The sequence below is a fragment of the Planifilum fulgidum genome (assembly GCF_900113175.1).
GTDB lineage: Bacteria > Bacillota > Bacilli > Thermoactinomycetales > DSM-44946 > Planifilum > Planifilum fulgidum.
This window is the reverse complement of record NZ_FOOK01000013.1, coordinates 1-24876: the sequence shown is the minus strand read 5'-3', so window position 1 is coordinate 24876 and position 24876 is coordinate 1. Positions and strand designations below refer to the sequence as shown.

The 24876-nt window shown below is 59.3% G+C and carries 19 protein-coding genes, 1 rRNA gene and 1 riboswitch; of the genes, 16 read left to right on the top strand and 4 right to left on the bottom strand.

The window, feature by feature from the left end:
• Positions 1-19: 19 nt before the first annotated feature.
• Positions 20-1927, bottom strand: coding sequence for an ABC-F family ATP-binding cassette domain-containing protein (locus tag BM063_RS08795; protein WP_092038031.1), 1908 nt, complete (start codon positions 1925-1927; stop codon positions 20-22).
• Positions 1928-2180: 253 nt separating this feature from the next.
• Between BM063_RS08795 and BM063_RS08790 the strand changes: the two genes are divergently transcribed.
• The 11 genes from BM063_RS08790 to BM063_RS08740 all read left to right on the top strand — a co-directional run bounded on the left by BM063_RS08790 (position 2181) and on the right by BM063_RS08740 (position 12755).
• On the top strand, positions 2181-2753 hold the full coding sequence (locus BM063_RS08790; protein WP_092038028.1) for a 5-formyltetrahydrofolate cyclo-ligase: 573 nt from the start codon (positions 2181-2183) through the stop codon (positions 2751-2753).
• Positions 2754-2885: 132 nt separating this feature from the next.
• Positions 2886-3884 carry a molybdopterin-binding protein gene (locus BM063_RS08785; RefSeq protein WP_092038173.1) on the top strand — a complete coding sequence of 333 codons (999 nt, stop codon included), beginning with the start codon at positions 2886-2888 and terminating at the stop codon, positions 3882-3884.
• Positions 3885-4052: 168 nt separating this feature from the next.
• Positions 4053-4742 carry a redox-sensing transcriptional repressor Rex gene (locus BM063_RS08780; RefSeq protein ID WP_092038025.1) on the top strand — a complete coding sequence of 230 codons (690 nt, stop codon included), beginning with the start codon at positions 4053-4055 and terminating at the stop codon, positions 4740-4742.
• Between the two features lie 101 nt (positions 4743-4843).
• Positions 4844-5599: a twin-arginine translocase subunit TatC gene (gene tatC / locus BM063_RS08775; RefSeq protein ID WP_092038022.1), complete on the top strand. Its 756-nt coding sequence runs from the start codon at positions 4844-4846 to the stop codon at positions 5597-5599.
• A gap of 238 nt (positions 5600-5837) precedes the next feature.
• Entirely contained in the window at positions 5838-6119 is a 282-nt protein-coding gene (groES, locus tag BM063_RS08770; RefSeq protein ID WP_092038170.1) for a co-chaperone GroES, read from the top strand.
• Positions 6120-6181: 62 nt separating this feature from the next.
• Complete coding sequence (groL, locus tag BM063_RS08765) at positions 6182-7801, top strand: chaperonin GroEL (protein ID WP_092038019.1); 1620 nt, start codon at positions 6182-6184, stop codon at positions 7799-7801.
• A 282-nt stretch (positions 7802-8083) separates the two neighbouring features.
• Positions 8084-9055 (top strand): ABC transporter ATP-binding protein, encoded by a 972-nt coding sequence (locus BM063_RS08760; RefSeq protein WP_092038016.1) that lies wholly within the window; start codon positions 8084-8086, stop codon positions 9053-9055.
• Entirely contained in the window at positions 9016-10251 is a 1236-nt protein-coding gene (locus BM063_RS08755; RefSeq protein ID WP_092038013.1) for an ABC transporter permease, read from the top strand. The genes BM063_RS08760 and BM063_RS08755 overlap by 40 nt, the downstream gene beginning before the upstream one ends.
• Positions 10252-10383: 132 nt before the next feature.
• On the top strand, positions 10384-10788 hold the full coding sequence (locus BM063_RS08750) for a GntR family transcriptional regulator (RefSeq protein ID WP_092038010.1): 405 nt from the start codon (positions 10384-10386) through the stop codon (positions 10786-10788).
• 4 nt (positions 10789-10792) lie between these two features.
• The gene (locus tag BM063_RS08745; protein ID WP_092038007.1) at positions 10793-11710 is read left to right on the top strand and encodes an ABC transporter ATP-binding protein; all 918 of its coding nucleotides are present in this window, start codon (positions 10793-10795) and stop codon (positions 11708-11710) included.
• The gene (locus BM063_RS08740) at positions 11688-12755 is read left to right on the top strand and encodes an ABC transporter permease subunit (protein WP_092038005.1); all 1068 of its coding nucleotides are present in this window, start codon (positions 11688-11690) and stop codon (positions 12753-12755) included. Before BM063_RS08745 ends, BM063_RS08740 begins: the two co-directional genes overlap by 23 nt.
• A gap of 277 nt (positions 12756-13032) precedes the next feature.
• Here BM063_RS08740 and BM063_RS08735 read toward each other — a convergent pair whose 3' ends face one another.
• On the bottom strand, positions 13033-16776 hold the full coding sequence (locus BM063_RS08735) for an alpha amylase N-terminal ig-like domain-containing protein (protein ID WP_177199062.1): 3744 nt from the start codon (positions 16774-16776) through the stop codon (positions 13033-13035).
• Between the two features lie 397 nt (positions 16777-17173).
• On the bottom strand, positions 17174-17284 hold the full coding sequence (locus BM063_RS17845) for a sporulation protein YjcZ (RefSeq protein ID WP_211295749.1): 111 nt from the start codon (positions 17282-17284) through the stop codon (positions 17174-17176).
• A 290-nt stretch (positions 17285-17574) separates the two neighbouring features.
• On the opposite strand from BM063_RS17845, the gene BM063_RS08730 reads away from it, so the two are divergent.
• Complete coding sequence (locus BM063_RS08730; protein ID WP_092038001.1) at positions 17575-18957, top strand: M28 family peptidase; 1383 nt, start codon at positions 17575-17577, stop codon at positions 18955-18957.
• On the opposite strand, the gene BM063_RS08725 is transcribed toward BM063_RS08730, so the two are convergent.
• The gene (locus BM063_RS08725; protein ID WP_092037998.1) at positions 18898-19716 is read right to left on the bottom strand and encodes an MFS transporter; all 819 of its coding nucleotides are present in this window, start codon (positions 19714-19716) and stop codon (positions 18898-18900) included. The genes BM063_RS08730 and BM063_RS08725 overlap by 60 nt on opposite strands.
• A 39-nt stretch (positions 19717-19755) precedes the next feature.
• Positions 19756-19857: riboswitch (purine riboswitch) on the top strand.
• A gap of 194 nt (positions 19858-20051) precedes the next feature.
• On the opposite strand from BM063_RS08725, the gene guaA reads away from it, so the two are divergent.
• From guaA to BM063_RS08705, 4 genes are all read left to right on the top strand, one after another.
• Complete coding sequence (guaA, locus tag BM063_RS08720) at positions 20052-21590, top strand: glutamine-hydrolyzing GMP synthase (protein WP_092037995.1); 1539 nt, start codon at positions 20052-20054, stop codon at positions 21588-21590.
• A 144-nt stretch (positions 21591-21734) separates the two neighbouring features.
• Entirely contained in the window at positions 21735-23042 is a 1308-nt protein-coding gene (locus BM063_RS08715; protein ID WP_177199068.1) for an NCS2 family permease, read from the top strand.
• A 167-nt stretch (positions 23043-23209) separates the two neighbouring features.
• On the top strand, positions 23210-24418 hold the full coding sequence (locus tag BM063_RS08710) for a peptidase MA family metallohydrolase (protein ID WP_092037990.1): 1209 nt from the start codon (positions 23210-23212) through the stop codon (positions 24416-24418).
• Between the two features lie 209 nt (positions 24419-24627).
• Positions 24628-24876 (top strand): 16S ribosomal RNA (locus tag BM063_RS08705); the annotation flags it as partial.

The window sequence follows — 24876 nt, the reverse complement described above, 5'->3', positions numbered from 1 at the left end:
TTTTCGGGGGGGAAGCTGCTCATTCGGCCAACTCGACCCAGCGATCCGTTTTTTTCGCCAACCTCTCCTCGTGCTCCTCCAGCTGGCCCTTCAGCTCCCGGATCCTTTCGGGATCCCGGAGCACCTCCGGCCGGCACATCGCTTCCTGGATTTCCTGTATTTTTTTCTCCAGCGCCTCAATTTCCGCTTCCAGCCGGGCGGCTTCCTCCTTTCGCAGGCGCTCTTCCCTTTTGCGGACTTCCCTTGACGGTTCCCTCCTTCGCCGGGGGGTGCCGTCCTCTCCCGGGGAAACCTGCCGCTCTTCCAGCCGTTTTTTCTGTTCCAGAAGCGCATCGTAATTGCCGTCATACGAGCGGATTCCTTCCGGCGTCATTTCCCATATCCTGGTGGCCAGGCGGTTGATGAAATAGCGGTCGTGGGAGACGAAGAGGAGCGTCCCCGGATATTCGGCAAGGGCTTTCTCCAGCCGCTCCTTGCTCCGCATGTCCAGGTGGTTGGTGGGCTCATCCATCAGGAGCAGATTCGCCCGTCGCAACATGCGCTTGCAGAGGGAGAGGCGGGCCTTTTCGCCGCCGCTCAGATCGGCCACTTTTTTGAACACGTCATCGCCGCTGAACAAAAACTGGCCGAGGGCGGAACGGACGGCCGTCCGGTCCAGGGAGGGGAAGTCGTTCCACACTTCTTCCAGAACGGTCGCTTCCGGATTGAAGGACTGTTGTTCCTGATCGTAATAATCGAGATCCACTCCCGTCCCGTAACGGATCCTGCCGGACAAGGGCGGGAGAAGGCCGGCGACGGTCTTCAGGAGGGTGGATTTGCCGGTGCCGTTGGGGCCGATCAGGGCGATCCGCTCCCCCCTTTCAATCCGGAAGGAGAGACCGGAGGCCAAAGGGGAGGCCGGATCGTATCCGATCGCCAGTTCCCGGGCTTCCAGCACGTCCTTTCCGCTGGCGGCGGCGATGTCAAAACGGATGGCCGCGGGCGGGCCTTCTTTGGGAGGGCGTTCGACGGGCTTCATTCGCTCCAGGGCTTTTTTCCGGCTCTGGGCCCGTTTGGCGGTGGAGGCCCGGGCGATGTTGCGCCGGATAAACTCTTCCATCCGGCGAATTTCCGCCTGCTGCTCCGCGTACTTTTTTTCCTGGCGGGCAACCCATTCGGCCTTCTGCCGGACGAAGTCGGAGTAATTGCCCGGGTATCGGGTGACGCGCCTCCGGTCGACTTCGTATATGGTTTCCACGATGCGGTCCAGGAAATAGCGGTCGTGGGAGACCACCAGCAAAGCCCCGGGATAGGAGGAGAGGGTCTGCTCCAGCCAGTCGAGGGCATCCATGTCCAGGTAGTTGGTCGGTTCGTCCAACATCAGCAGGTCGGGTTCCCGAAGCAGGAGTTTGGCCAGGGCCAGCCGGGTTTTCTGTCCTCCGCTGAGATCGCGCACGGGGGTTTTGTGCCAATCGATGTCGGAGAGGCCGAGCCCGTGCAGGGCTCCGCGGATGCGCGCCTCGTATTGGAATCCCCCCGCCTGTTCATAGGTCTCCTGCAGGGATGCATAACGCGCCAGCACCTGCCGGTGCCGCTCTTCATCGGCCATCAATGCCGGGTCGCCCATCTCCATCTCCAGCCGGCGAAGCCGCCTTTCCATCTCCCGGAGGGGGGTGAACACCGCAAGGGCCTCTTCCCAGACGGTTCGCTCCGAATCGAGGCCGCTGTCCTGGGCCAGGTAACCGATCCGGGCGTTTTTGGCGATGAGCACTTCCCCGCTGTCGGGGGGGATCTTTGAAGCGATGATTTTCAGCAAGGTGGATTTTCCCGAACCGTTGACGCCGATCAATCCGACGCGTTCCTTATCCGCCACCCGCAGGGTGACCTCTTCCAATACGGGGTGGGCTCCGTAGGATTTGGACACTTGGTTCACTTGCAAGAGGATCATGATCGTCTTTCCTCCCGTATGGGCTTTGTCTGTTTTCCCGGAAGCGCAAGGCGTCACGGTTTGTTCATAGGAGGGAGATTTTCCGGGTGCCGGCGGATGGTGTAAAATTGAAAATAAAAACGTCACCTGTCGGAAAGAGCGGTTGGCGAAGAAGATCCCCTGCGGGGGTTGTTTTGATCGAAAGGGACTTTGCGCCGCCTGTCCCTTAATCGTAGCAGATGACGGGCGAATCGGCAAAAGGGCGGATGCGATCATGTCGGAACAAAAGCGCGTGCTTCGCCGGCGCATGCTGGATCTGCGGGAATCCCTTCCCCCGGAGGAGGCGCGCCGGGAATCCCTGGCCGTCTGCGAGCGGCTGGTCCGTCACCCGGCCTTCCGGGAAGGGGAAACGATCCTGTTTTACTTTCCCTTCCGGAAGGAAGTGGATGTCCGGCCGGCGATGGAGGAGGCCTGGTCTTCGGGAAAACGGGTGGGTCTTCCCAAGGCGGATCCCGGGACGAAGTCCCTCTCTTTCTTCTCCATCCGCAGGGGGGAGCCGCTGGTGGCGGGGGCCTACGGGATACCGGAGCCCTCCGGAAAAGCGTCGGCGAAAATCCCTCCCGGGGCGATCGATCTGGTGGTGGTTCCCGGAGTCGCCTTCGACGGGCGGGGATACCGGCTCGGATACGGCGGCGGATATTATGATCGCTTTTTCTCCCGTCATTCGGGGCCCTTCAGGCGGATCGGGGTCGCCTATTCCTTTCAGGTGGTGCCAACCGTCTTCCCGGAAGCGCACGATCAGCCATTGGACGGGTTGATCACGCCGTCCAGAACTTTCTCTTTCTAGCGAAGATCTCTTTTGAAAAAGAATGCATCGCTTCCGGCCCTGCGGCTCCCCGGCAATTTCCGTTTTTTCGCCGGATTCAGGGGGAATAAATCGGATGATCCGAAGATCGATGAGCGCGGGGGAGGGTCGGAGATGAAAAGCCGGTTGAAGGAAGTTCCTGTCGGCGAAGCGGTGGGATTGGTGCTGGCCCACGATTTGACGGTGATCGATCCGGGGAAATACAAGGGTCCCCTGTTCCGCAAAGGGCATCGGATCCGCCGGGAGGATATCGATGATCTGCTCCGGATCGGCAAGGAGCACGTATATGTGCTCGAATTGGCCGAGGGAGAGCTGCACGAGGACGAGGCGGCGCAACGGATTGCCCGGGCGGCGGCCGGCTCCCATCTCGCCCTGACGGAGCCGAAGGAGGGGAAAGTGAACCTGGTCGCGCAGGTGCAGGGCTTGCTCCGGATCGATGTGGAGGCGGTCACGGCCATCAACCGGGTGGAACAGGTGGCGCTGTCGACGCTCCGGACCCACACGCCGGTGGAAAAGGGTCAGACCGTCGCGGCGACCCGGGTGATTCCCCTGGTTTTTCCGGAAGCATCCATCCGGGAGGTGGAGGATATCGCCGCGCGCCGGGGCCGGCCGGTGGTGGAGGTGGTCCCCTTCCGCCCGCACCGGGTCGGCATCGTCACCACCGGGAGCGAGGTGTATCACGGGCGGATCCGGGACCGCTTCGGGCCGGTCGTCCGGGAAAAGGTGGAGAAATACGGCTCGAAGGTGGTGGGACAGACCTTCGCCACCGACGACAAGGAGATGATCCGGGATCAAATCCGGGCCTTCGTGGATCAGGGAGTGGACATGGTTCTGGTGACCAGCGGAATGTCCGTCGATCCCGATGACCGGACGCCGGGGGCGATCGCTTCCCTGGGGGCGGAGATCGTCACCTATGGAACGCCGATCTTGCCCGGCACGATGCTGATGATCGCCTATTACCGCGGGATTCCCGTCTTGGGTTTGCCGGGTTGCGTCCTTCACGATCCGGTGACCTCCTTTGATCACTTCCTGCCCCGCATTCTGGCCGGGGAAAAAATCACCCGGGAAGACGTGGTCACCCTGGGGCACGGCGGATTGCTCCACTTCTGCTGATCCGGCGTGACCAACTTGTCGGAAAATGGGATTTCATTATAAGATGAATTTGTGAAGGAAATAACAGATGGAAGGACAATCCGGACGCCACCGATAAAGCCCTTGAAATCGGCGGACATTTGAATAGAAAATCAAGCGGTCATAGGGACCGTCGAATGGAGGCGTGCGATGGAAGATCAAAAAATCCCTCATGTCACCGCCAAGCGATTGCCGTTGTATTATCGGTATCTGGAAAAACTGCACGCGATCGGAAAAAAGCGCGTTTCCTCCGCCCAGCTCAGTGAAGCCTTGCAAATCGATCCGGCCACCATTCGACGCGACTTTTCCTATTTGGGCGAGTTGGGCAAGAAAGGCTACGGATATAATGTCAATTACCTGCTTCAGTTCCTGCGGAGTTTTCTGCGGGTGGACGAAGTGACCAATGTGGTGTTGGTGGGCGTCGGCAACCTGGGGACGGCCCTGCTGCGCTACAACTTCTACCGCAGTCACAACACCAAGATCGTCGCCGGTTTTGACAACGATCCGGCGAAAATCGGCACCGAAGTGGACGGCATTCCGGTCTTGTCCATGGACCGCTTCAAGGAAGTGACCGAATTGCACAATGTGGAAGTGGCCATTTTGACCGTGCCTGCCAGCGTTGCCCAGGCGACGGCGCAGCAGATCGTCGAGGCGGGCATCCGCGGAATTCTCAACTTCACGCCGGCACGGCTCAACGTGCCCCCCAAGGTCCGGATCCACCACATCGACTTGACCACGGAACTGCAGACGCTGATCTATTTCCTGAAGAAGTTTCCGGATGAGGAAACGGAAGCGGAAACCGAAACCGCGAAGGAGATGGATGAGGCGCACAAAAGCTAGACGCCTTTCGGCCGGCTTGATTGTCCGGCCTGATCAAATCGGGCGGCACCCGCCAGGCGGGTGCCGCATCTGTGACAATTGCCGTAAGGGATGATTGCGCCATGGACGATAAGATTCAACCGGTGACAGAGCACCTCGGCGAACTGCGGCGGCGGCTGATCTGGATCATTGTCGTCTTCGTTTTCGGTTTGGTGGTCGGCTTTGTCTTTGCCGCCGATTTTGTCCATTGGTTGAAACAGCAAATGCCGTCGAACGTGACGATGCATGTGTTTTCGCCGTCGGAACCCCTCCGCGTCTACATGATGTTCGCCTTTGTCATTTCGGCGGCCATCACCCTGCCCTTCGCCCTCTACCAGGTGTGGGCCTTCGTTAAGCCGGGTTTGACGAAAGCCGAACAAAGGATCACCCTCACCTACATTCCCTTTGCGGCAATCATGTTTTGCCTGGGTCTTTTGTTCGGGTTCTATGTGATCTTTCCCTATCTCCTCCGCTTCATGACGGGCTTGTCCGATGCGCTCGGAACCACGGAAACTTTTGGAATCTATCGGTACTTCGGCTTCATGTTCAACATCGTCTTTCCCCTGGCCCTTTTCTTCGAGCTGCCTTTGGTGGTCATGCTTTTGACCCGCCTGCGGATTCTCCGGCCGGAACCGCTCCGGAAGGGGCGCCGGATGGCTTATTTGGGCATGGTGGTTCTCGCGGCCGTCATTACCCCCCCGGATCTGGTTTCCAACATTCTGGTGTCCATTCCCCTCATTCTCCTGTATGAAATCAGCCTGCTGCTCTGCACCTGGCTCCACCGGCGGATTCAAAAGGAAGATGAAGCGAGGGAGAGGGCCTGGTTGGAAGAATCATAGGATGCGGCGAAGGACCTGCAGGGGATGTCCAAAGTTTATTTTTCTCTGACTCGGGAGATACTGCTTTTGTATGATTGCCCGGCAGGCGCTCCCGAAAAAAATTCCCCCCGGGACTTGCAAATTGGGCGGCACATGCATATTATTATAATTAGTGTTAGCACTCATCGTTGATGAGTGCTAACAACGCGTTTGCGAAGATTTATCTACCTCTTGCGGAAAAGGAGGGTCTCCAGTGACGATCAAGCCGTTGGGTGATCGTATCGTGCTGGAAGCGATCGAGAAGGAAGAAAAGACTGCTAGCGGGATCGTTCTTCCCGATACGGCGAAGGAAAAACCGCAGGAAGGACGTGTGGTCGCCGTCGGTACCGGCCGTTGGGAAAACGGTCAGAAAATCGAATTGGAAGTGAAAGTGGGCGATCGCGTCATCTTCTCCAAATATGCGGGCACGGAAGTGAAAGTGGGCGACAAGGAATACCTCATCCTGCGGGAAAGTGACGTGTTGGCGATCGTCGAGCAGTGATCCGGCGATGCCGTCTGCAGTTTCATTAACCAATAACCCTACATAAGAAAGGGGACGAGGACATGGCGAAGGAGATCAAGTTCAGCGAAGATGCACGTCGTTCGATGCTGCGTGGCGTGGATGCTCTGGCCAATGCCGTGAAAGTGACCTTGGGTCCCAAGGGCCGCAACGTCGTCTTGGAAAAGAAATTCGGTTCCCCCTTGATCACCAATGACGGGGTGACCATCGCCAAGGAAATCGAACTGGAAGATCCCTTTGAAAACATGGGCGCCCAGTTGGTCAAGGAAGTGGCCACCAAAACCAACGATGTGGCCGGGGACGGAACCACGACCGCTACCGTGTTGGCCCAGGCCATCATCCGCGAAGGTTTGAAAAACGTGGCCGCCGGAGCCAACCCGATGGTGCTGCGCAAGGGGATTGAAAAGGCGGTGAATGCGGCCGTCGAAGAGATCAAGAAAATCGCCAAGCCGATCGAAGGCAAAGAGTCCATCGCCCAGGTGGCGGCCATTTCCGCGAACGATGAGGAAATCGGCCAGTTGATCGCCGAAGCGATGGAAAAGGTGGGCAATGACGGCGTCATCACCGTCGAGGAATCCAAAGGGTTCACCACCGAGCTGGAAGTGGTCGAAGGGATGCAGTTCGACCGCGGCTACATCTCCCCCTACATGATCACCGATTCCGAGAAAATGGAAGCGGTGCTGGAAGAGCCCTACATCCTGATCACCGATAAAAAGCTCAGCAACATTCAGGAAATCCTGCCGATCCTCGAAAAAGTGGTGCAACAGGGCAAACCGCTCCTGATCATCGCCGAAGACATGGAAGGGGAAGCCCTGGCCACGCTGGTGGTGAACAAACTGAAGGGCACCTTCACCTCCGTCGCCGTGAAGGCTCCGGGCTTCGGCGATCGCCGCAAAGCGATGTTGCAGGATATCGCCATCCTCACCGGCGGTCAAGTGATCACCGAGGAGCTGGGTCTGGACCTCAAGACCGTCGGCATCGACGCTCTGGGTCGCGCCCGCCAAGTCCGCGTGCGCAAAGAGGAAACCATCATCGTGGACGGCTACGGCGACAAGGGAGATATCGAGGCCCGCATCAACCAAATCCGTCAGCAGCTTGAAGAAACCACTTCCGAATTCGACAAGGAGAAACTGCAAGAGCGCTTGGCGAAACTGGCCGGCGGCGTAGCGGTCATCAAAGTGGGCGCTGCGACCGAAACCGAGTTGAAGGAGAAAAAACTCCGCATCGAAGACGCCCTCAACTCCACCCGGGCCGCTGTGGAAGAAGGAATCGTTGCCGGTGGCGGCACCGCCCTCGTCAACGTGATTCGCGCGGTGGAAGCCGTCGAAGCGACCGGCGACGAAAAGACGGGTGTGAATATCATCAAGCGCGCCTTGGAAGAGCCGGTGCGTCAAATCGCCTACAACGCCGGACAGGAAGGTTCCGTGGTTGTGGAGCGCCTGAAGAAAGAAGAAGTGGGCGTCGGTTACAACGCTCTGACCGGCGAGTGGGTCGACATGATCAAAGCGGGTATTGTCGATCCGGCGAAAGTGACCCGTTCCGCCCTGCAAAACGCGGCTTCCGTTGCGGCGATGTTCCTGACCACGGAAGCGGTCGTCGCCGACAAACCGGAAGAAGAGAAGAAAGACGGTTCCGGCATGGGCGGCGGCATGGACATGATGTAATTCCGCCTTTCCATCGGCATATCGGCACCTCCAACCCTTCCCCCGCGTTTTCGCGGGGGTTTTTCTTTTTTTCGGCTATGCACGTGCGGGGCGAAAATCGGCCATGTTGTCCGGCTTCGTGATCAGGCGGTCAGACTTGACGGAGAAACAGGGAATTGGTATCTTTTAAGTGTACTATCTAAAATAGTACACATAATACAAACCAAACACCTGCCGGCGAGGAGAGCCAGCTTCGGACCGCCGTGAAAGGGGCTGCCGCTTAAGGGATTGGAGGAGATATTATTGGAGGTATTGACGCTGGAGAACGTGTCCAAGGTCATCGGTTCCCGACAGGTGGTGTCAAACCTCAGCCTATCGGTGAAAAAGGGCGAAGTGTTCGGATTTCTGGGGCCGAACGGCGCGGGGAAGACCACGACGATCCGCATGATTGTCTGCCTGGCGAAGCCGAGCAGCGGAAGGATACGCATCAAGGGCTGTGACGTTCAGAAGGAGCGCGCCGAAGCGCTTCGTCACGTGGGGGCGATCGTGGAAAACCCGGAGACCTACCCCTATCTGACCGGGAGACAAAACCTGATTCATTACGCGCGCCTGGCGGGAGTCGGCCGGCGTGAAATGCGGCAGCGGATCGGTGAGCTTGCGGAACTGGTCGGGCTCGAAGAGCGGATCGACGACAAGGTAAAAACCTACTCCCTGGGCATGCGGCAACGGCTCGGTCTGGCCCAGGCGCTGATCGGCAATCCCGGCCTGCTGGTTCTCGATGAACCGACCAACGGCCTCGATCCAGCCGGCATGCGCGAATTTCGCGGCCTTGTGCGAAAAGTCGCTTCCACCGGCATCGCCGTGTTCGTTTCCAGCCACCTTTTGGGCGAAATCCAACAGATGTGCGACCGGGTGGCCATCATCAAGAACGGCCGAATCGTGACGGAAAAGTCCGTCACCGAGCTTCTCAAACGCGGCGATTCCTCGATTTTGATCCGTGCAAGCCGTCCGGAGACGGCGCTCGCCCTTCTCGAGCAGAACGGATGGCGCGCTGAAGCGGCCGGCGAACAGTCGATTCGTGTCTTTGCCCCTGAAAGTCGGGTTCAGGAGCTGATCCGCCTGTTGGTGTTGAACGGGGTGGACATTTATTCGGCTGAGCCGTCCCCCTGGAGGAGTTTTACATGGAGCTTACCGGGGACGGGGCGGAGCAGGGGACCGAAAAGGGGTGAAGACCGGTGCGTGAGCTGGGACGGGTCGTTGCCAACGAGTGGATGAAGCTGATGCGCCGCCGACGGCTGTGGATCGCCGTTCTGCTGGCGGGGCTGGCGGTGTGCGCTTGGAGCGCGCACTCCTATAAAAATTATTTGCACTTGGTGGAATGGGATTTGCCGGAGAAATTGCAGCTACGGATCGAACAGGCCGAACAGGAATTGAAGACGTGGGAGAAAGAGTTGAAAAATCCCGACTCCTCCCGGGAGGGGGAAGATCCGGAGGAGCAAATCGCAGGCGCCAAGCAGGAGATCGCCGATTTGAAGCAGCGGCTGAAGGAGGAACAGAGGTTGGCCTCCGATGATTGGCAACCCGTCGTGCGGGATTGGATTGCCCAGACGGAACGGCAAATGAAGGAGGCGGCTAAAGTCGGAGACAAAGCGGGGGAGGCGATGGCACAGGGTCGCCTGATGGAACTGAAGTACCATCTGGAAAACGGTGTTCCTCCCACCCCCCGTTGGAAGAAGACAGCCTATCAGGAAATGGATGATCTGATCCACCTCATTTCCCGGGTTTTCTTGCCGATGCTGGTCGTGATCCTTGTCGCCGATATCGTTTCCGGTGAAACCACCGCCGGAACGATCAGGCTCCTGCTGATCCGCCCCGTTTCCCGGGCGAAGATCCTGTGCGGAAAATGGGTGGTCAGCGTTTTGGCCACCGTGCTTCTGACGTTCATCATTTTTGCGCTGATGTTCGGGGTGAACGCCGCGTTGTACGGCATGGACGGCTGGGATCAGCCGAAGATCGTGAATGTCGCGTACACCTTTGAAAAAGTGGATTCACCGGATTCTTCGGCGGAACCGCACACGGTGAGCATTCCCCATTATGACCGCGCGGCGATCGTGCCCATGTTCGCGTACATCTTGAGCGGCGGCCTGTTTCTCGCCCTGGCGATGATTGCGGTGGCGACCTTGGTCTTTCTCTGTTCCGTCCTGTTCCGGTATTCGATGATCAGCACCGCCGTCGCTTTCGCCATGATCATCCTCGGTGAAATCCTGTATCAAACGGTGAACAGCGGAAAAATTTTCTGGCTGTATACCGTTCACCTCAATCTGTTGAACAACTGGACGGGACGCTTGGCCGCGGAGTTGCAGGCGGATTTGTCCCTCTCCACCGGATGGATCGTGCTGGGATGCTGGACGCTTCTCGCGATGATTCCCGCCTTTCTGACCTTTACGCGAAGAGATGTGCTGAATCACTGATGAAAATCGCTTTCCGATGAGCGTTTTTCGATGGGACCGTTGGAGGGGATGCGACTGTGGCGAATTTTCGCCGTGAGACATCTCGCGTCTCCTCCGGCTTCCTGACGTGTTTGTTAAGGGTGTGCGACGGAGGTGAGTCTCTTGTGGTTTGACGTGAATCCGCGTTCCGACGTGCCCATCTATCAGCAGCTGGTGGACGGAGTGAAGAAGGCGGTGGCACGGGGAATTCTCGCCCCGGGGGATAAACTCCCGTCGGTCCGGGAGCTGGCCGGCCGAATCGCCATCAACCCCAACACGATCGCCAAGGCGTACCAGGAGTTGGAACGGGAGGGGATCATCGAAACCCTCCGCGGGCGGGGGAGCTTTATCGCAGAGGTCCAAGCGAGAAGCATCGACCGGGAGGAGAAGAAAAGAAGAATGAGAGAAATGCTGGAGAAGGTGCTGGTGGAGGCTTACTACATGCAGATGGAAGAGGAGGAAGTGTTGGCGATGGTGGAGGAGATCATCCGCGAGTGGTACCGGGAGAGGAGGGGATGATCGGATGAGCCGGTTAGCGATTGAGACGCAGGGGCTGACCAAGATCTTTGATGGAGTCACCGCCTTGGACGGGGTGGATTTGACCGTTCCGGAAGGAGCCGTGTTCGGTCTGGTGGGTCCCAACGGGGCGGGGAAGACGACGCTGATACGCACGCTGATGGGCATTCTGCGGCCGACGGCCGGAACGGTCCGCATCCTGGGAAGAGACTGTTTCGAGGGAAGCGGGGAGGTCCGCCAGCAGGTGGGCTACGTGCCGGATGAGCCGGTTTTGTACCCGTCTTTCCGCGTGGAGGAGATGCTTCAGTTGTGCTCCCGCCTGTACCGCCACTGGGATTGGAAGCGATGCGAGGAGCTGCTGGAGCGGTTTCAGCTTCCCCGGAACCGGTGGATCCTGTCCCTCTCCAAGGGGATGAAAACGCGGCTTGCCTTGGCCATCGCCCTGTCGGTCCGGCCGCGCCTGTTGATCCTGGACGAACCGGCGGGCGGACTGGACCCGGTGGTGAAGCATCAGATGCTGGGGTTGGTGCTGGAGGAGGTGGCCGAGCACGGGACGACGGTGCTGATCTCCACCCACCAGCTGGAGGATCTGGAGCGGATCGCCGATCACGTGGCCGTCATGAAAAAGGGGAGGTGTCTGCTGACCCGCACGGTGGAGGACTTGAGAAAGGAAGCCCGCAAAATCCAGGCGGTCTTTCCGGAGGGGCTGCCGGAAGCGGTTCGGAGGATGCCGGAAATTCTGCATGTGGAGAGCCAGGGAAGGGTGTATACGCTCACGGTCGGAAACGGGTTTGACACGGTCCTGGAGGCGGTCAAGGCTCACCGGCCGGTTTATGTGGAAACGGTGAGCCTCGGCCTGGAGGAGTGGTTCATCCGAACCGTGGAGAAGGAGGGGATGAAGGATGGGGCTGTTTCCGCTGAATAAGGGGCTTTTGTGGAAGGAATGGCGGCAAAACCGGTGGCTGCTGGCGGTCCTCTTTCTGTTTGTGATTTTTACACCGGTCATTGAGGCGATGTTGGAGTGGTTGCAAACGGTATTCGGCGGGATGATGGGCATCCTCGAAGTGGACAGGCAATGGTTGGCCCTGTTCGGTTTTGAGAATGCGTGGTCCTTCGAGGTCGCTGGGGCGGTCAAGGGGTTGATAGTTACCGAGTCGGGCAGTGCCGTGGGCTTCAGCCCGCTGTTTCCATTGGCTCCCGTCGCCGTGTGGTTGTGGGGGATTCTGTTGATCGTCCGGGAGCGGACCCCCAACACGCTGGAGTTTTTGGCGGCGGCACCGGTCAGCCGGCGGGAGATTGCCGTGACCAAGTTTTTCTTCGGCGCGGTGTCCATCATCGGGATGATGACGGTCAACCTGCTGTTCGTCCTGGGGATGCGGCTGGTTGAATCGGTGGGATATACCTGGACGGAGGCCCTGTTCTGGTTCGCTTACTGCGTTTCGTACTTGCTGAGCCTCTATTCCCTCGGCTTTTTGATTGCCGCTGTCACGGGAAATTGGGTGGCCTCTTTGGGGGCGGGACTTCTCTGTTCTCAGCTTCACTGGTTGCTTGCGGATGCAATTGGATTTTTCGGGGTGCCCATGGGCCTTCCGGATTCCGCTTTGGGGCGGATCCGGGATGGGCTTGAATATATTTACCTTTTCTTCTATCTGTCCAACTATGCCGTTGACCGTGTCCACACGGGTCATGTGGCCGCCCTCTTCGCCGCTTTTCTGGTGCTGGGAGTGCTTGCCCTCCGGCTGTTTGAAAAAAGTCCGCTGGAGAAAAACGGTCAGGCGTTTGTGTTCGGAAGTTCGCGCTTCTTTTGGGGATTTTGCATTCCGCTGATCCCGGCGGTGTTGGTCGGCGTTGTGTTCAGTTTCAATTGGATCAGCGCGCTTATTGCCGGCGGTTTGGCTTACGTGGCGGGAATCCGGGCGGCGAAATACCTGATGCGTCAGATGGAGGGCCGCGGCATCGGCGCCCGATGACGGCCCGTATCGCGAATCATGCAAACCATTTTTTAAACAAAAAAACCACCGCAATGTGGAAATCGCCGGACGCTCAAACCGATGATCCGGCGTTCCATCGGAGAAAATGTCGCTGGCCGCCGGTGGTGGGCGGGAGAGCTTCCCCCGTCGCCAGGTTGTTTCATCCGGAGGGGGTGTGCCGCTTCGTTTCGCCTCATGACAAAGGGCTCAGTGACACACCCCTTTCCGGCTGTTTCCGTTTTTTCGGATTTCAGGTGTATTTTATCGCTTCCGAACTCTATTCCCGGATGACCCGGATGCGCACCTCTGTGGTCAGTTCGGCGACCTGTCCCGGATCGAGGCCGCGTCCGTCGGGGTCGGCGGGGGCGACGCGGACGACGATCGCGTTTTCACCGGCGGAGAGGGGGATGGATCGTTCAAAGGGACCGCCCTCGTGAATCCGTGTCTCCCCGTTGACCGTCAGCTCCGCCTCCCTGTAGGTGTCTCCCCGGAGGAGGATGCGCGCCTGACCGGTCCGGGTGCCGTCGGCCGGTTCGTAGATGTGGAGGGGAATGTCCCGCCAACGCTTCACTTCGTCGGTGACGAGCATTCGGCCGTCCCCTTCGCTTTTCACGACGAGGGTCCGGTTGGGCAGTTCCTCGCCGTATTCCCCCTTTTCGACCCGGTCCCAGCTGCCCCGGGCGTATTTGTATTCGATCCGGGTCCCTTCCATCAATTCCAGCGACTTTTCCCATGTGTTGTCGCCCACATGGGCCATTTTGAGCTCTTCGGCACCCGGGTTCCACTCGGCCTGCGGAAAGGTGCCCGCGAGGCGGACCGGGTGGTCGGTTCCGGTGTATTCGGGCACCTTCACCCGGAAGGTGACCCGCACCGGCGTTTCCTTCGGCGTCACCTGGACCGGATTGCTTTCGCTCCGGTTGAAGGAGGTGTCCACGGCGAGCACCCGGTAGCGGTAGGTGGTTCCGTTTTCCACGGTGGTGTCGGTGTAGGCGGTCTGATCGGCGCCGACTCTCGCGATTCGCTGCCATTCGCCCCTCCTTCCCTCGGTCACCGTCTGACGCTCCACCTCGTAGAAGGCCAGGTCATCGGCCTTTACCGGATCCCACTTCAGCGCCACCTGCCGGGACTGCTGGTGCGGCTGGTGCAGAACGGGGGCCGGCGGCGCTTCCCGGTCGTCGGAGGGAACTGCGGTGACGCGCACGACGGGCGTTTCTGTCCACTTTTCCCCCAGGCTGGTGGAGAAGCGGAAAACCACCTTCCAGGTTCCCGGCCGGTCGGGGGGGAAGGTCGCCGTGTACTGATCCGCCTTATTCACGGACCGGTCGAACCGGGCGGTTTGCCAAGTGAACGCTTTGTCCCGTTCGTGTTTGAAGCCCACCTCCGCCAGGACCTGGGGGCTGGGCCGGTCCCGGCCGGTCACCCCTGTGACGGTCACTTGACCGATTGCGGTGATTTCCCTTTCGAAGCCGATGACATGATCATCCGATTTCGGCGTCCGGTTGACCGCCGACTGGATCGGCGCATGGGGAACCGCCGAAACGGCGGCTCCGGACTCGCTCCGGTTGCCGGCGGCGTCGACGGCGATGATGCGGTAGTGGTAGCGTTGTCCGTTTTTTACCGTCCGGTCGGTGAAGGAGGCGCCCTTCGATTCCCCCACCTTGACCTCGTATCCCCCGTCGATCGGGCTGCGCAGGATTTCATAGCGCTTCGCATCCCGGACCGGATGCCAGGTCAGGTGCACCTGTCCGTCCTTGCCCGTGGCCCGGATCCGCTCCACCTCCGGCGGGGGAGTGAGATCCTGCCCCGGCGCGGCGATCAGAATGGCTCCGTCCATCGGCTGCAGCTCGATCCGCAGCTTGCCGCCCTCCACCCGGTATTCCCGGTCGTTCCACACGTCCCGAAACAGAACCCCGTCCCGGATGAAGGATCCGACTTCCACTTCCCGGACGCCCCCCGATTTGCTGATGGCGATCACGGCGGCGCCGTCCGTCACTTTCCGCTTTTCCCCGGTTTCGTAGTTGACGATGTATTCGCTGTTGCCCAGGGCGTCTTTGCCGCCGGTGATTTTGCGGCCGAAGACGTAAGTGTCCCCTTCGGCGTGCAGGGTGGTCAGGTCGCCGGTGATGAGGACCGGATGCTGCTGGCGGATTCTCGCCAGCCGCCGGTAGTGTTCCAGCAGGTCCGTGTCGGGATTGTCCCAGGGATATGTGCGCCGGTCGTCGGGATCGTCAAATCCGGTCAATCCCGCCTCGTCCCCGTAGTAGATGGTCGGCGAGCCCGGATAGGTCATCTGGAGCAGGGCGGTCAGCTTGACCCGCTGACGGGCCAGGCGGTTGGCTTCGGCCACCCGCTCGTCGGACCATCCCTTCTGCTCGGCGGGGGTGAGCGGATGGTCCTTCTCCACATCGCCGTACACCTTCATCATTCGCATCGTGTCGTGGGAGCCCATCAGGTTCATCATCGCGTAAAAGGCTTCCCGGGGGTATGATTCGTAGATATCCATCAGACGGTTATCCAGTTCCGCGGCGTCGATCGGGCGGTGCCGGACATCCGTGTCGTCGAAGGGCTCGTCCAGCATGAACGCGATCACCGCGTTGCGGAATCGGTAGTTCATCGTCGAGTCGAAAGTGTCTCCCAAAAGGTCGTAGGTGGCGTCGTTCCAGTTTTCCGTGATCAGGATCGGTTCGCCGTTGGGCGGGTTCAGGTCCCCCCGCTGATCTCCCTTCAGATGGGCGCGCAGGGCTTGCCAGAAATCGCGGGCCACTTCCGGGGCCACATCCAGCCGCCAACCGCTCGCCCCCGCCCGGATCCAGCGGCGGGTGATGGAATTGTCGTTTCGGATGATGAAGTCGGCGAAACTCTTCACATTCAGCTCGCTTCCCTCCGGCGCCCGGATCACCGGCAGGCTGTCGTATCCCCACCACCCCTCGTAGGAACCGTCGTCATTGATGTGGAACCAGGACTCCCAGGGGGAGGCGTAGTGCTCCTTCCACTTCCCCTCCTTTTTCAGCTTCCAGGCCCACCAGGCGCCGATCTCCTCGGGACGATTCTCGGGGTCGCTCCATTTGCCGTACCGGTCGAAATATTTGCTGTCGTCCCCCACATGGTTGAACACCCCGTCGAGAACGATGTGCATGCCCCGTTTTTTCGCCTCCCGGGCCAGGAGTTCAAATTCTTCCTTCGTCCCGAACATCCGGTCGATCCGCTCGTAGTCCGCCGTGTCGTATTTGTGGTTGCTGGTCGCCTCGAAGATGGGGTTGAGATAGAGGGTCTTGACGCCGAGGGATTCCAGATAGTCCAGCTTCTTTCGGATGCCGGCCAGGTCTCCGCCGTAGAAGTCGTTGCTCCAGATACCGTCCCCGTCATAGCCGGGAAGGTCCGACAGATCGGGATTGTCCGGCAGCTGTCCCCACTTTCGGTGTTCGATGGGCGCATCCCCCCGGCTGCCCCGGCCGTCGGCGGCGCGGTTGTTGGAGGGATCGCCGTCGTAAAAGCGGTCCGGGAAAATCTGATAGGTGATTCCCAGCTTGAACCAGTCGGGGGTCCGGAAATCCCGGTCGTAAACCGTCAGCTGAAAGTCGTGCGGATGGCCGTCGGTGGGCTCGCCGATGCCTCCGTCCTGCTCGGGCTGGTCCCCGTAACGGACGATGCGGCTGCCGTCCTGGAGTTCAAAGTGGTACCAGAACACCGTGGGCCGGTCCGATGAGACCGTCGTCTCCCAATATTCCAACAGACCGTCCGGGGAGGTGCCGACCGGCGTCATCGGATGGACGGATTGCTTTTTTTTCAAGTCGTCCCACAGAATCAGCTTTACGGACTCCACATCCCCGGCCTTGGTCTGCATCCGGAGACGAACCGCTTCTCCGGCCGGAACGGCGCCGAAGGGATGTCGGAAGAGCGGGTCGCGGGTGTCATGCTTCAGCTCGTTCCAGTGGATATTGTCGTCCAACCCTTCCGCCGCGGCGGTTGGATTTTTCCCGAATGCCGGCAGCAGGGAGATGGAAAGTGCAATCGTTGTCACGACGGACATCATTGTTTTTATTCGCTTGATCACTCAATTTAGCCCCCTTTTGTGAAACCGATTGCACCAACCGCGATAAAAACGGGCGCGGTCCGCGCCAATACAATTCTGAAAGGTCAAATTTATTTTACTTCAAAAAGGTCTTTCACGGCAAGGGGGAGGAAAGTCGCCCGAATCCGGCATCGACGGGAAGGGGGTCTTGGCTTGCCCGAAAAAATGAGCCGAAGGGGTCATCCCCTTCGGCGAGGTTGTGAAGGGAGTTGCACCGTGTGATTCACAGGGTTTTCGCACAAGGAAATGCTCGCGTCTGGAGGAGGGGTGCCGGAACGGCTGTAGATGGGAAAAATCGAGTTTGCCCGACGGGTGACCCAATGGACTTCATGCGGGCGTATGATTCTCAGTAACCGAAGCCAACTCCGGCGAAGACGAAGATCGTTGCGATCACCAGCAGGAAGATCAACAGCCGACGGAGGCCGATGCCGTAACCGCCGTAGCCATAACCGCTCACACACAACACCTCCTTCAGTGTTGTCACCTTAAATCCTATGCGAGGCCGGTCAATGGGGATGGGTGGGTACCCCATGAATGACAAAAATGGTTAAACGCCTTCGTCGGCGCCCATGGGAGGGTGTGACGTCGCCGCCGGGACGGGATGCGACCGCCGATCATCCATCGAAAGCAGGAAAAGGGATATTTCCGATGTTGGGGGGCTCCCAAAATTGTTTTACAGTTGACAAAGAAAAAAATGATTCCATAGAATTAAAACGGGTAAAATTTTAATAATTCGGAGGGAGCCTCATGTTCAGACGCTTTCGGATGGTCGGGACCTTGGTCTTGATTGCCTTATTGGCGCTTGCTTCCACGGCGTACGCCGTGCCGTCGGTGCCGTTACATACTCAGGAGTTTTCGAAAAAAGTGAACGCGGAGCGCATCTACCAGCACGCGGCCAAATTGGCCGACAGGGATGATGCGAGGATCGCCGGATTTGAGGGGGAACGCCGGGCGGCCGACTACATCGAACAGGAATTGAAGAAATACGGATTGAAAGTGGAGCGGCAGGTCTTTCCCTTCCTCGCCTTTCTGGACCGCGGTTCCGAAGTGCAGGTCGTGGAGCCCGAGCCGAAGAGCCTGGACAGCTTAACCATGTCCTATTCTCCGGCCACGCCGGAGGAGGGTTTGAGGGCGGAGCTCGTCTATGCCGGACTGGGTTCCGAGGAGGAGTTCGCCCAGGTGGATGCGAAGGGGAAAATCGCTCTGATCAAGCGGGGCGAATACACCTTCTTTGAAAAAACCCAAAATGCCGCGAAAGCCGGAGCCGTCGGAGCGATCATCTTCAACAACACATCCGGCAACATCAACGGAACGTTGAGCGAGCCGACGGACATTCCCGCGGTGTCTCTGAGCGATGTGGAGGGTGAAGCCCTGAAGGAACTTCTGGAGCAAGGGGAAAAAGTGATCGTGACCATGAAAGTGGACACGGTGATGGAAAACAGCCATTCCCAAAACGTGATCGGAACGATCCCCGGCAAAAAGGGAGGTCCTTTCAAAGAGCGGAAGACGATTGTGGTGGGGGCCCATTATGACGGAGTGGATACTCCCGCCGCCAACGACAACGCCTCGGGGACCGCAACGCTGTTGGAACTGGCCCGGGTGTTGTCCAAAAAACCGATGTTCCATGATGTGAAGGTGATCTTCTTCGGAGCTGAAGAGGCGGGATTGGTGGGCTCCACCCATTACGTGGAATCCCTGGATCCCCGGGAGATCGCCGATATCGCCGCCATGATCAACATGGATATGGTGGGTGTCGGCGACACCATGGGAGTCATGACGGCGGAAGAGGGGGCCGAATCCTTCGTGGCCGATCTGGCGGAGGAATATATCCGGGCATACGGCCATCCCTACCGGCGCACCGTTTCCGACCGCAGCGATCACGCGCCCTTTGAAGCGGCGGGAATCCCCGTGGCCTTCCTGAATTACGGCCCGGATCCCAACTACCACACCGATGGGGACACGGTGGACAAGCTGTCCAAGGAAAATCTGTACAACATGGGCGTTTTGGTCACCACGTTGACCCACAATATCGCCAATGACAGGAACTTGCCTGAACGGGGTGCAGTGTTTTCAGCTAAGGGCCTGAAAGGAGAAAAGAGGTTCCACAATCCCGAGTTCGCGAACCGATAATACCGTTGTGTTCCTCAACCGGGCAAAGGGAAAACCGCTTTCAAATGTGACAAACGAGGCCGGGTGCGGCGCCTGTCGGGGCGCTTGAACCGGCCTCGTCGCGTTTTGAATCAGGATACACCCGGCTTTTTCCAGGTTTCTACCGCGTCCGCTTCTTGCGCTTTTCCCTTTTCTTCCACAGATGGGCTCCTTGCCAGCATGGTGCCGGCGATCAGGGCTGTCGCTGCGAAAAAGGCACCTCCAGCCAGCCCGAGGGTGCGCGGGGAAATCCAGTTTAGCAGTGCGCCTGTTCCCATCAGGGCCGCTCCGAACACACCGTTTTTGCAGAGAGGAGAGGAAGCCGTACACCCGTCCCAGACGGTCTGACGGCACTGCGCGCATGATGAGGGTATCGGTGCAGGCGTTGCCGATGCCGGCGGCCGTTGCCACCAGGACGAACAGAAAGGCGGCGATCGGGAATGCCGTTGATTGGCTGGCCGGCATCTGGCAAAAGCCTTCTGCAAAAAGGGCGGCGGCAATGGTTTTCCGGAGGTTTTTCGACAGCCGCTGAGCCAGTGCTCCACCCAGCATCAAGCCCGTACCCAGCGCCCCGTAAAGGATGCCGGTGCCGGTGTTTCCCATGTCGAACACCAGGAAGGCATACACGCTGATCAATACATTCAGGATCCCGTCAGCCAATGGGACCAGGATGGCAAAGGCGAGCAGAATCCGGAGCAGCCGTGATGAAGGCAGTGCGTCATCGCCGGTGGAGACTAGCAAAAGTTTCCCTCGCTTGACCCTTCTTTGGCCGCTTTGATATGATGTTTGCGTGGACTGGCTCGTATATGTTCAGGAATATGGCCTGAATGTCTCTACCCGGCCACCGTAAATGGCTGGACTACGAGCATATGGGTCCCCGGACGTCATGATCCCTTCATCAATCTGCTTCATACGACCATCCGAGGAATCGATCGGCCGGAGTCCCGTATTGCCGTAGGTATCGCGGCACGGGCTCCGGCTTGTTCATTGAAGAAAACGATTGCGGATGGGGTCCGTCAAATGGCATGCTATGTCCTGGATGGATCGAAACCATAGACAAATGAAAGGGATGAAGGATGGAGAATCAGACGGAACGCGTAGTGGTGTTGGATTTCGGGGGACAATACAACCAGCTGATCGCGCGGCGGATTCGGGACTTGGGAGTGTACAGCGAGCTGGTCCCTTACCATGTGACGGCGGAGGAACTCGCCCGGATGAAGCCGAAGGGAATCGTCTTCTCCGGCGGCCCCGCCAGCGTTTATGCCGAGGATGCTCCCGCTTGCGATCCCGCCATCTACGAGCTGGGAATTCCCATCCTGGGGATCTGCTACGGGATGCAGCTGATCAGCGCCCGCTACGGCGCCCGGGTGGACCGTGCGGGCAAGCGGGAATACGGGAAGGCGGAGCTGGAAGTGGTGTCCGACTCGCCGCTGTTTCGAGGTCTGGGCACTTCCCTGACGGTCTGGATGAGCCACAGCGACGCGGTGGTGGAACCGCCTCCGGGCTTTCGCGTCGACGGGAGGACGGCGTCGGCGCCCGTGGCGGCCATGAGTGATCCGGACCGCGGCCTGTATGCGGTTCAGTTTCATCCGGAGGTGAAGCACACGGAACAGGGGGATGAGATCCTTCGGAGGTTCCTGTACGACGTATGCGGCTGTGCCGGAGGTTGGACCGCGGAATCCTTTATCGAGGATGCGGTGAAGGAGATCCGCGAGCGGGTCGGGGAGAAGAAAGTGCTTTGCGCCCTGTCCGGCGGTGTGGATTCTTCCGTCACCGCCGCGCTGATTCACCGGGCGGTCGGTGATCAGCTCACCTGCGTGTTTGTGGACCACGGCCTCCTGAGGAAGGGAGAAGCCGAAAGCGTCATGCGCACGTTCCGGGATCACTTCCGCATGAACGTGGTCCAGGTGGACGCCCGGGAACGCTTTCTCTCCAAACTGGCCGGCGTGACCGATCCGGAACAGAAGCGGAAAATCATCGGGAACGAGTTTATCCGCGTCTTCGAAGAAGAGGCCGAAAAACTGGGGGAACACCACTTCCTCGGGCAAGGCACCCTGTATACCGACATCATCGAATCGGGAACGGCGACGGCCCAGACGATCAAATCCCACCACAATGTGGGCGGCCTTCCGGAAGAGATGAAGATGGAGCTGATCGAGCCCCTGAAGACCCTGTTCAAGGATGAAGTGCGCCGGGTCGGCGAAGAGCTGGGTCTTCCCCGGGAGATCATCTGGAGACAGCCCTTCCCCGGTCCCGGTTTGGGGATCCGGGTGATCGGCGAGGTGACGGAAGAAAAACTGGCCATCGTCCGGGAATCGGACGCCATCCTGCGGGAGGAGATCGCCCGGGCCGGCTTGGACCGGGAGATTTGGCAGTATTTCACCGTTCTTCCCGATTTCCGCAGCGTCGGAGTGATGGGGGATGCCCGAACCTACGCCTATACCGTGGGGATTCGGGCCGTCACTTCCGTCGACGGCATGACCGCCGATTGGGCGCGAATTCCCTACGACGTGTTGGAGAGGATCGCCAACCGAATTGTCGGAGAGGTGGAAGGTGTAAACCGGGTCGTGTACGACATCACCTCCAAACCGCCGGCGACGATCGAGTGGGAGTAACATCCTCGGGCATAAGCGGATCCAAACGGCCGGAAAGGCCGGTCCTTTCCGGCTCTTTCCGGCCGGCGCTCTCCGTGGCTTTTTGAACCTTCTATCGCAACGACAAGGAAAGGAGAAGCGAAAATGTCCAAAGGATTGCCCGGGTTGGATCGCTGGTTCCGCCTGACCGAATCGGGCACCAATTGGCGGAGGGAAGTGTTGGCGGGAACCACCACCTTTTTGACGATGGCGTACATTCTGTTGGTCAATCCCTTCATGCTCGGGCAGGAAGGGGGAATGGACTTCGGGGCGGTGTTTGTCGCCACCGCTATCGCCTCGGCGATCGGAACGCTTCTGATGGGCCTTTTGGCCAACTATCCGATCGCCCTGGCCCCCGGCATGGGGCTGAACGCCTATTTCACTTATACCGTGGTGCAGGGCATGGGGGTTCCGTGGCAGACGGCGCTGGGGGCGGTCTTCATTTCCGGAGTGATCTTTCTCCTTTTGACCGCCACCCGCATCCGGGAGATGATCATCAACGTCATCCCCTCGGGGATGAAACACGCCGTCTCGGCGGGGATCGGCCTGTTCATCGCCTTTATCGGTCTGAAGAACGCCCAGATCATCGTCGGCTCCGAGGCCACCTTCGTCGCCCTCAATCCCGACCTGCTTCAGAAGGACATCCTTCTCACCCTGTTCGGTTTGGTCGTCACCGTGCTGCTGATGATCCGCAAAGTGAAGGGGGCCGTTCTGCTCGGCATGCTGGTGACGGCCGTCGTCGGCGTGGTTTCCGGGGTCGTGGCGGCGCCGAAGGGGATTTTCTCCGCTCCTCCCAGCCTGGCACCCACTTTTTTGAAGATGGATATCGCCGGCGCGCTGGATATCGGACTGTTCACCGTGATTTTTGCCTTCTTGTTCGTCGATCTGTTTGACACCGCCGGCACCCTCGTCGGGGTCAGCAGTCAGGCCGGGCTGTTGAAGGACAACAAGCTGCCGCGGGCCGGCCGGGCTCTGATGGCCGATTCCCTGGCGACCATTTCCGGGGCGGCCCTGGGCACCTCCACGGTCACTTCCTACATCGAATCGTCGGCGGGGGTTGCCGCCGGGGGCAGAACGGGTCTCACCGCCGTGACGACCGCCGGCTGGTTCCTGATCGCCCTCTTCTTCTTCCCCTTGGTGGAGTCCTTCGCTTCCGTGGCGGCCATCACCTCGCCCGCGCTGATCATCGTCGGCGTGCTGATGGCCGGCAGCTTGCGGGAGATCGATTGGAAGGACCTGTCCGAAGCGGTGCCCGCGTTTTTGACGGTTCTGATGATGCCGATGTCCTTCAGCATTGCCACCGGGATCGCCGTCGGCTTCATCCTGTATCCGATCGGCAAGATCTTCGCCGGAAAGTGGCGCCAGGTGCACCCCATCATGTACGTTCTGGCGGTGCTGTTCATCACCCGGTTTGCATTTCTGGGGGCCATTTGATTCATATCCCCTTCAAATCCTTAAATGAAAGGCGGAGCATGGAGGCTCCGCCTTTTTGGTTGCGGCGTATGATCATCCTCTCCTTGTCGCACATTAGTATTAATGGAAAAATGCGTCCGAGGCGGGAAAGCGGATCTGTTTTGGCTGTGCGAAGGGCGGGTTTGCTCATGAAACGTGCATTGCTCTCCCTTTTGGTGCTGCTGATTTTGTCGGTTGCCATGTCTCCGGCGGAGGCATCCCCCGCGTGTCCGAAGCCGGCGGATGCCGTCCGGAAACTGGTCAAGGAAAAGGAAGCGGCCGTCAACAGCGGAAATCAAAAACGGTTTTTGCGGGTGATTCACCCTGAGCGCCGGACCTACTTGCGGGAGCAGAAGCGCTGGTTTGAGGACGCCGTCCGGTATATCGATCCCGGTTCCTTCCGGATGGAAGTGGAGTCGGTTTCGCCCGAGCGCCCGTTTCGGCTCCGCGCCCGGATCAAGCAGAGTTATCGCAAGGACGGCAAGACGTATTCCGTAAAGTATTTTCTCCGCTTTGAAAGAACGGAGCAGGGCTGGAAGGATTCGGATCTCGCTTTCGAGCGGATGGCTGCGGGGGATGTGATCGTCTTTTACACGGATCCCCGGTTGAAAAGGCAGGCGGCCGTCGCATTGGACATTGTCGGCCGCGCCGTCGACGCGTTTCATGAAAAATACTCGTGGGTGCCGGCGGAGGCCGTCGAGGTGAAGCTGTACCACCACCCGGAACTGTTCCGGCAGTCGGTGAAGCTCTCCCTGCCGGAGTGGGCGGCCGGTTGGAACGAGGCGGGACAGGCGATCAAATTTGTGGGCGCCCTCCAGATGGAGGATTGGGAAGAAAGCTTCGCCTCGGGTTTGGTTCACGAGGTGACCCACAAGATGGTGAGCGAACGGACCGGGGACAACGCCGCGTATTGGTTGCAGGAAGGCGCCGCGGAGTATTACCAGTCCCGGTTGCTTCCGGGGCTCTTTAGCGCATCGGACGAACAAAGGATCGACCGCCCCTGGCGCTTCGCGGTCTTGGAATCCCTTCAGCTCGAGAAATTGCCCGTCAAGGAGGCTTCCCAATACTACGCCCAAAGCGCCGCCCTGTTCCGGTTTCTCATCGAGCGGTACGGGGAGGAGAAGATGGGAGAAGTGTTTGCCGTTCTCCGCAAGTATCCCACGATCGACCGGGGCAGCGCCGACAAGATTCCCGAATTGAACCGCCGGACCCGGGCGGCCTTCAAGAAGGTGTTGGGAAAGACGATGGAGCAGCTGGAGCGGGAGTGGATTTCCGAGTACAGGGAGGGCACGTCCCGGGGAGAAGGGGTGCCGGTCTCCAAAAAATTGGCGATCATTTCCGGGTTGACGGCGCCTTGATTCCGTGATAAAGTAATTGATGTTTCGGCTCAAAAAAAGAGCCCGGAGGGATTCCAGCAAAAACCTCCGAAAAAAGTGGTTGACAAACGGCGCAAGCCGTGATAAGATAAAATCCGTCGCCGCGAGAGGCGGCGGAACAAAAAAAGAAGGCGTTCCTTGAAAACTGAAGAGCGAAAAGGACCCGTGGTTCCTTTGAGTCATATCAAACTTTCCAGGAGAGTTTGATCCTGGCTCAGGACGAACGCTGGCGGCGTGCCTAATACATGCAAGTCGTGCGGGGTCTTGAAGGGCTTGCCCTTTAAGACCCAGCGGCGAACGGGTGAGTAACACGTGGGTAACCTGCCCGCAAGACCGGGATAACTCCGGGAAACCGGGGCTAATACCGGATAAGACTCCGGATCGCATGATCCGGAGTGGAAAGGCGGCGTCAAGCTGCCACTTGCGGATGGGCCCGCGGC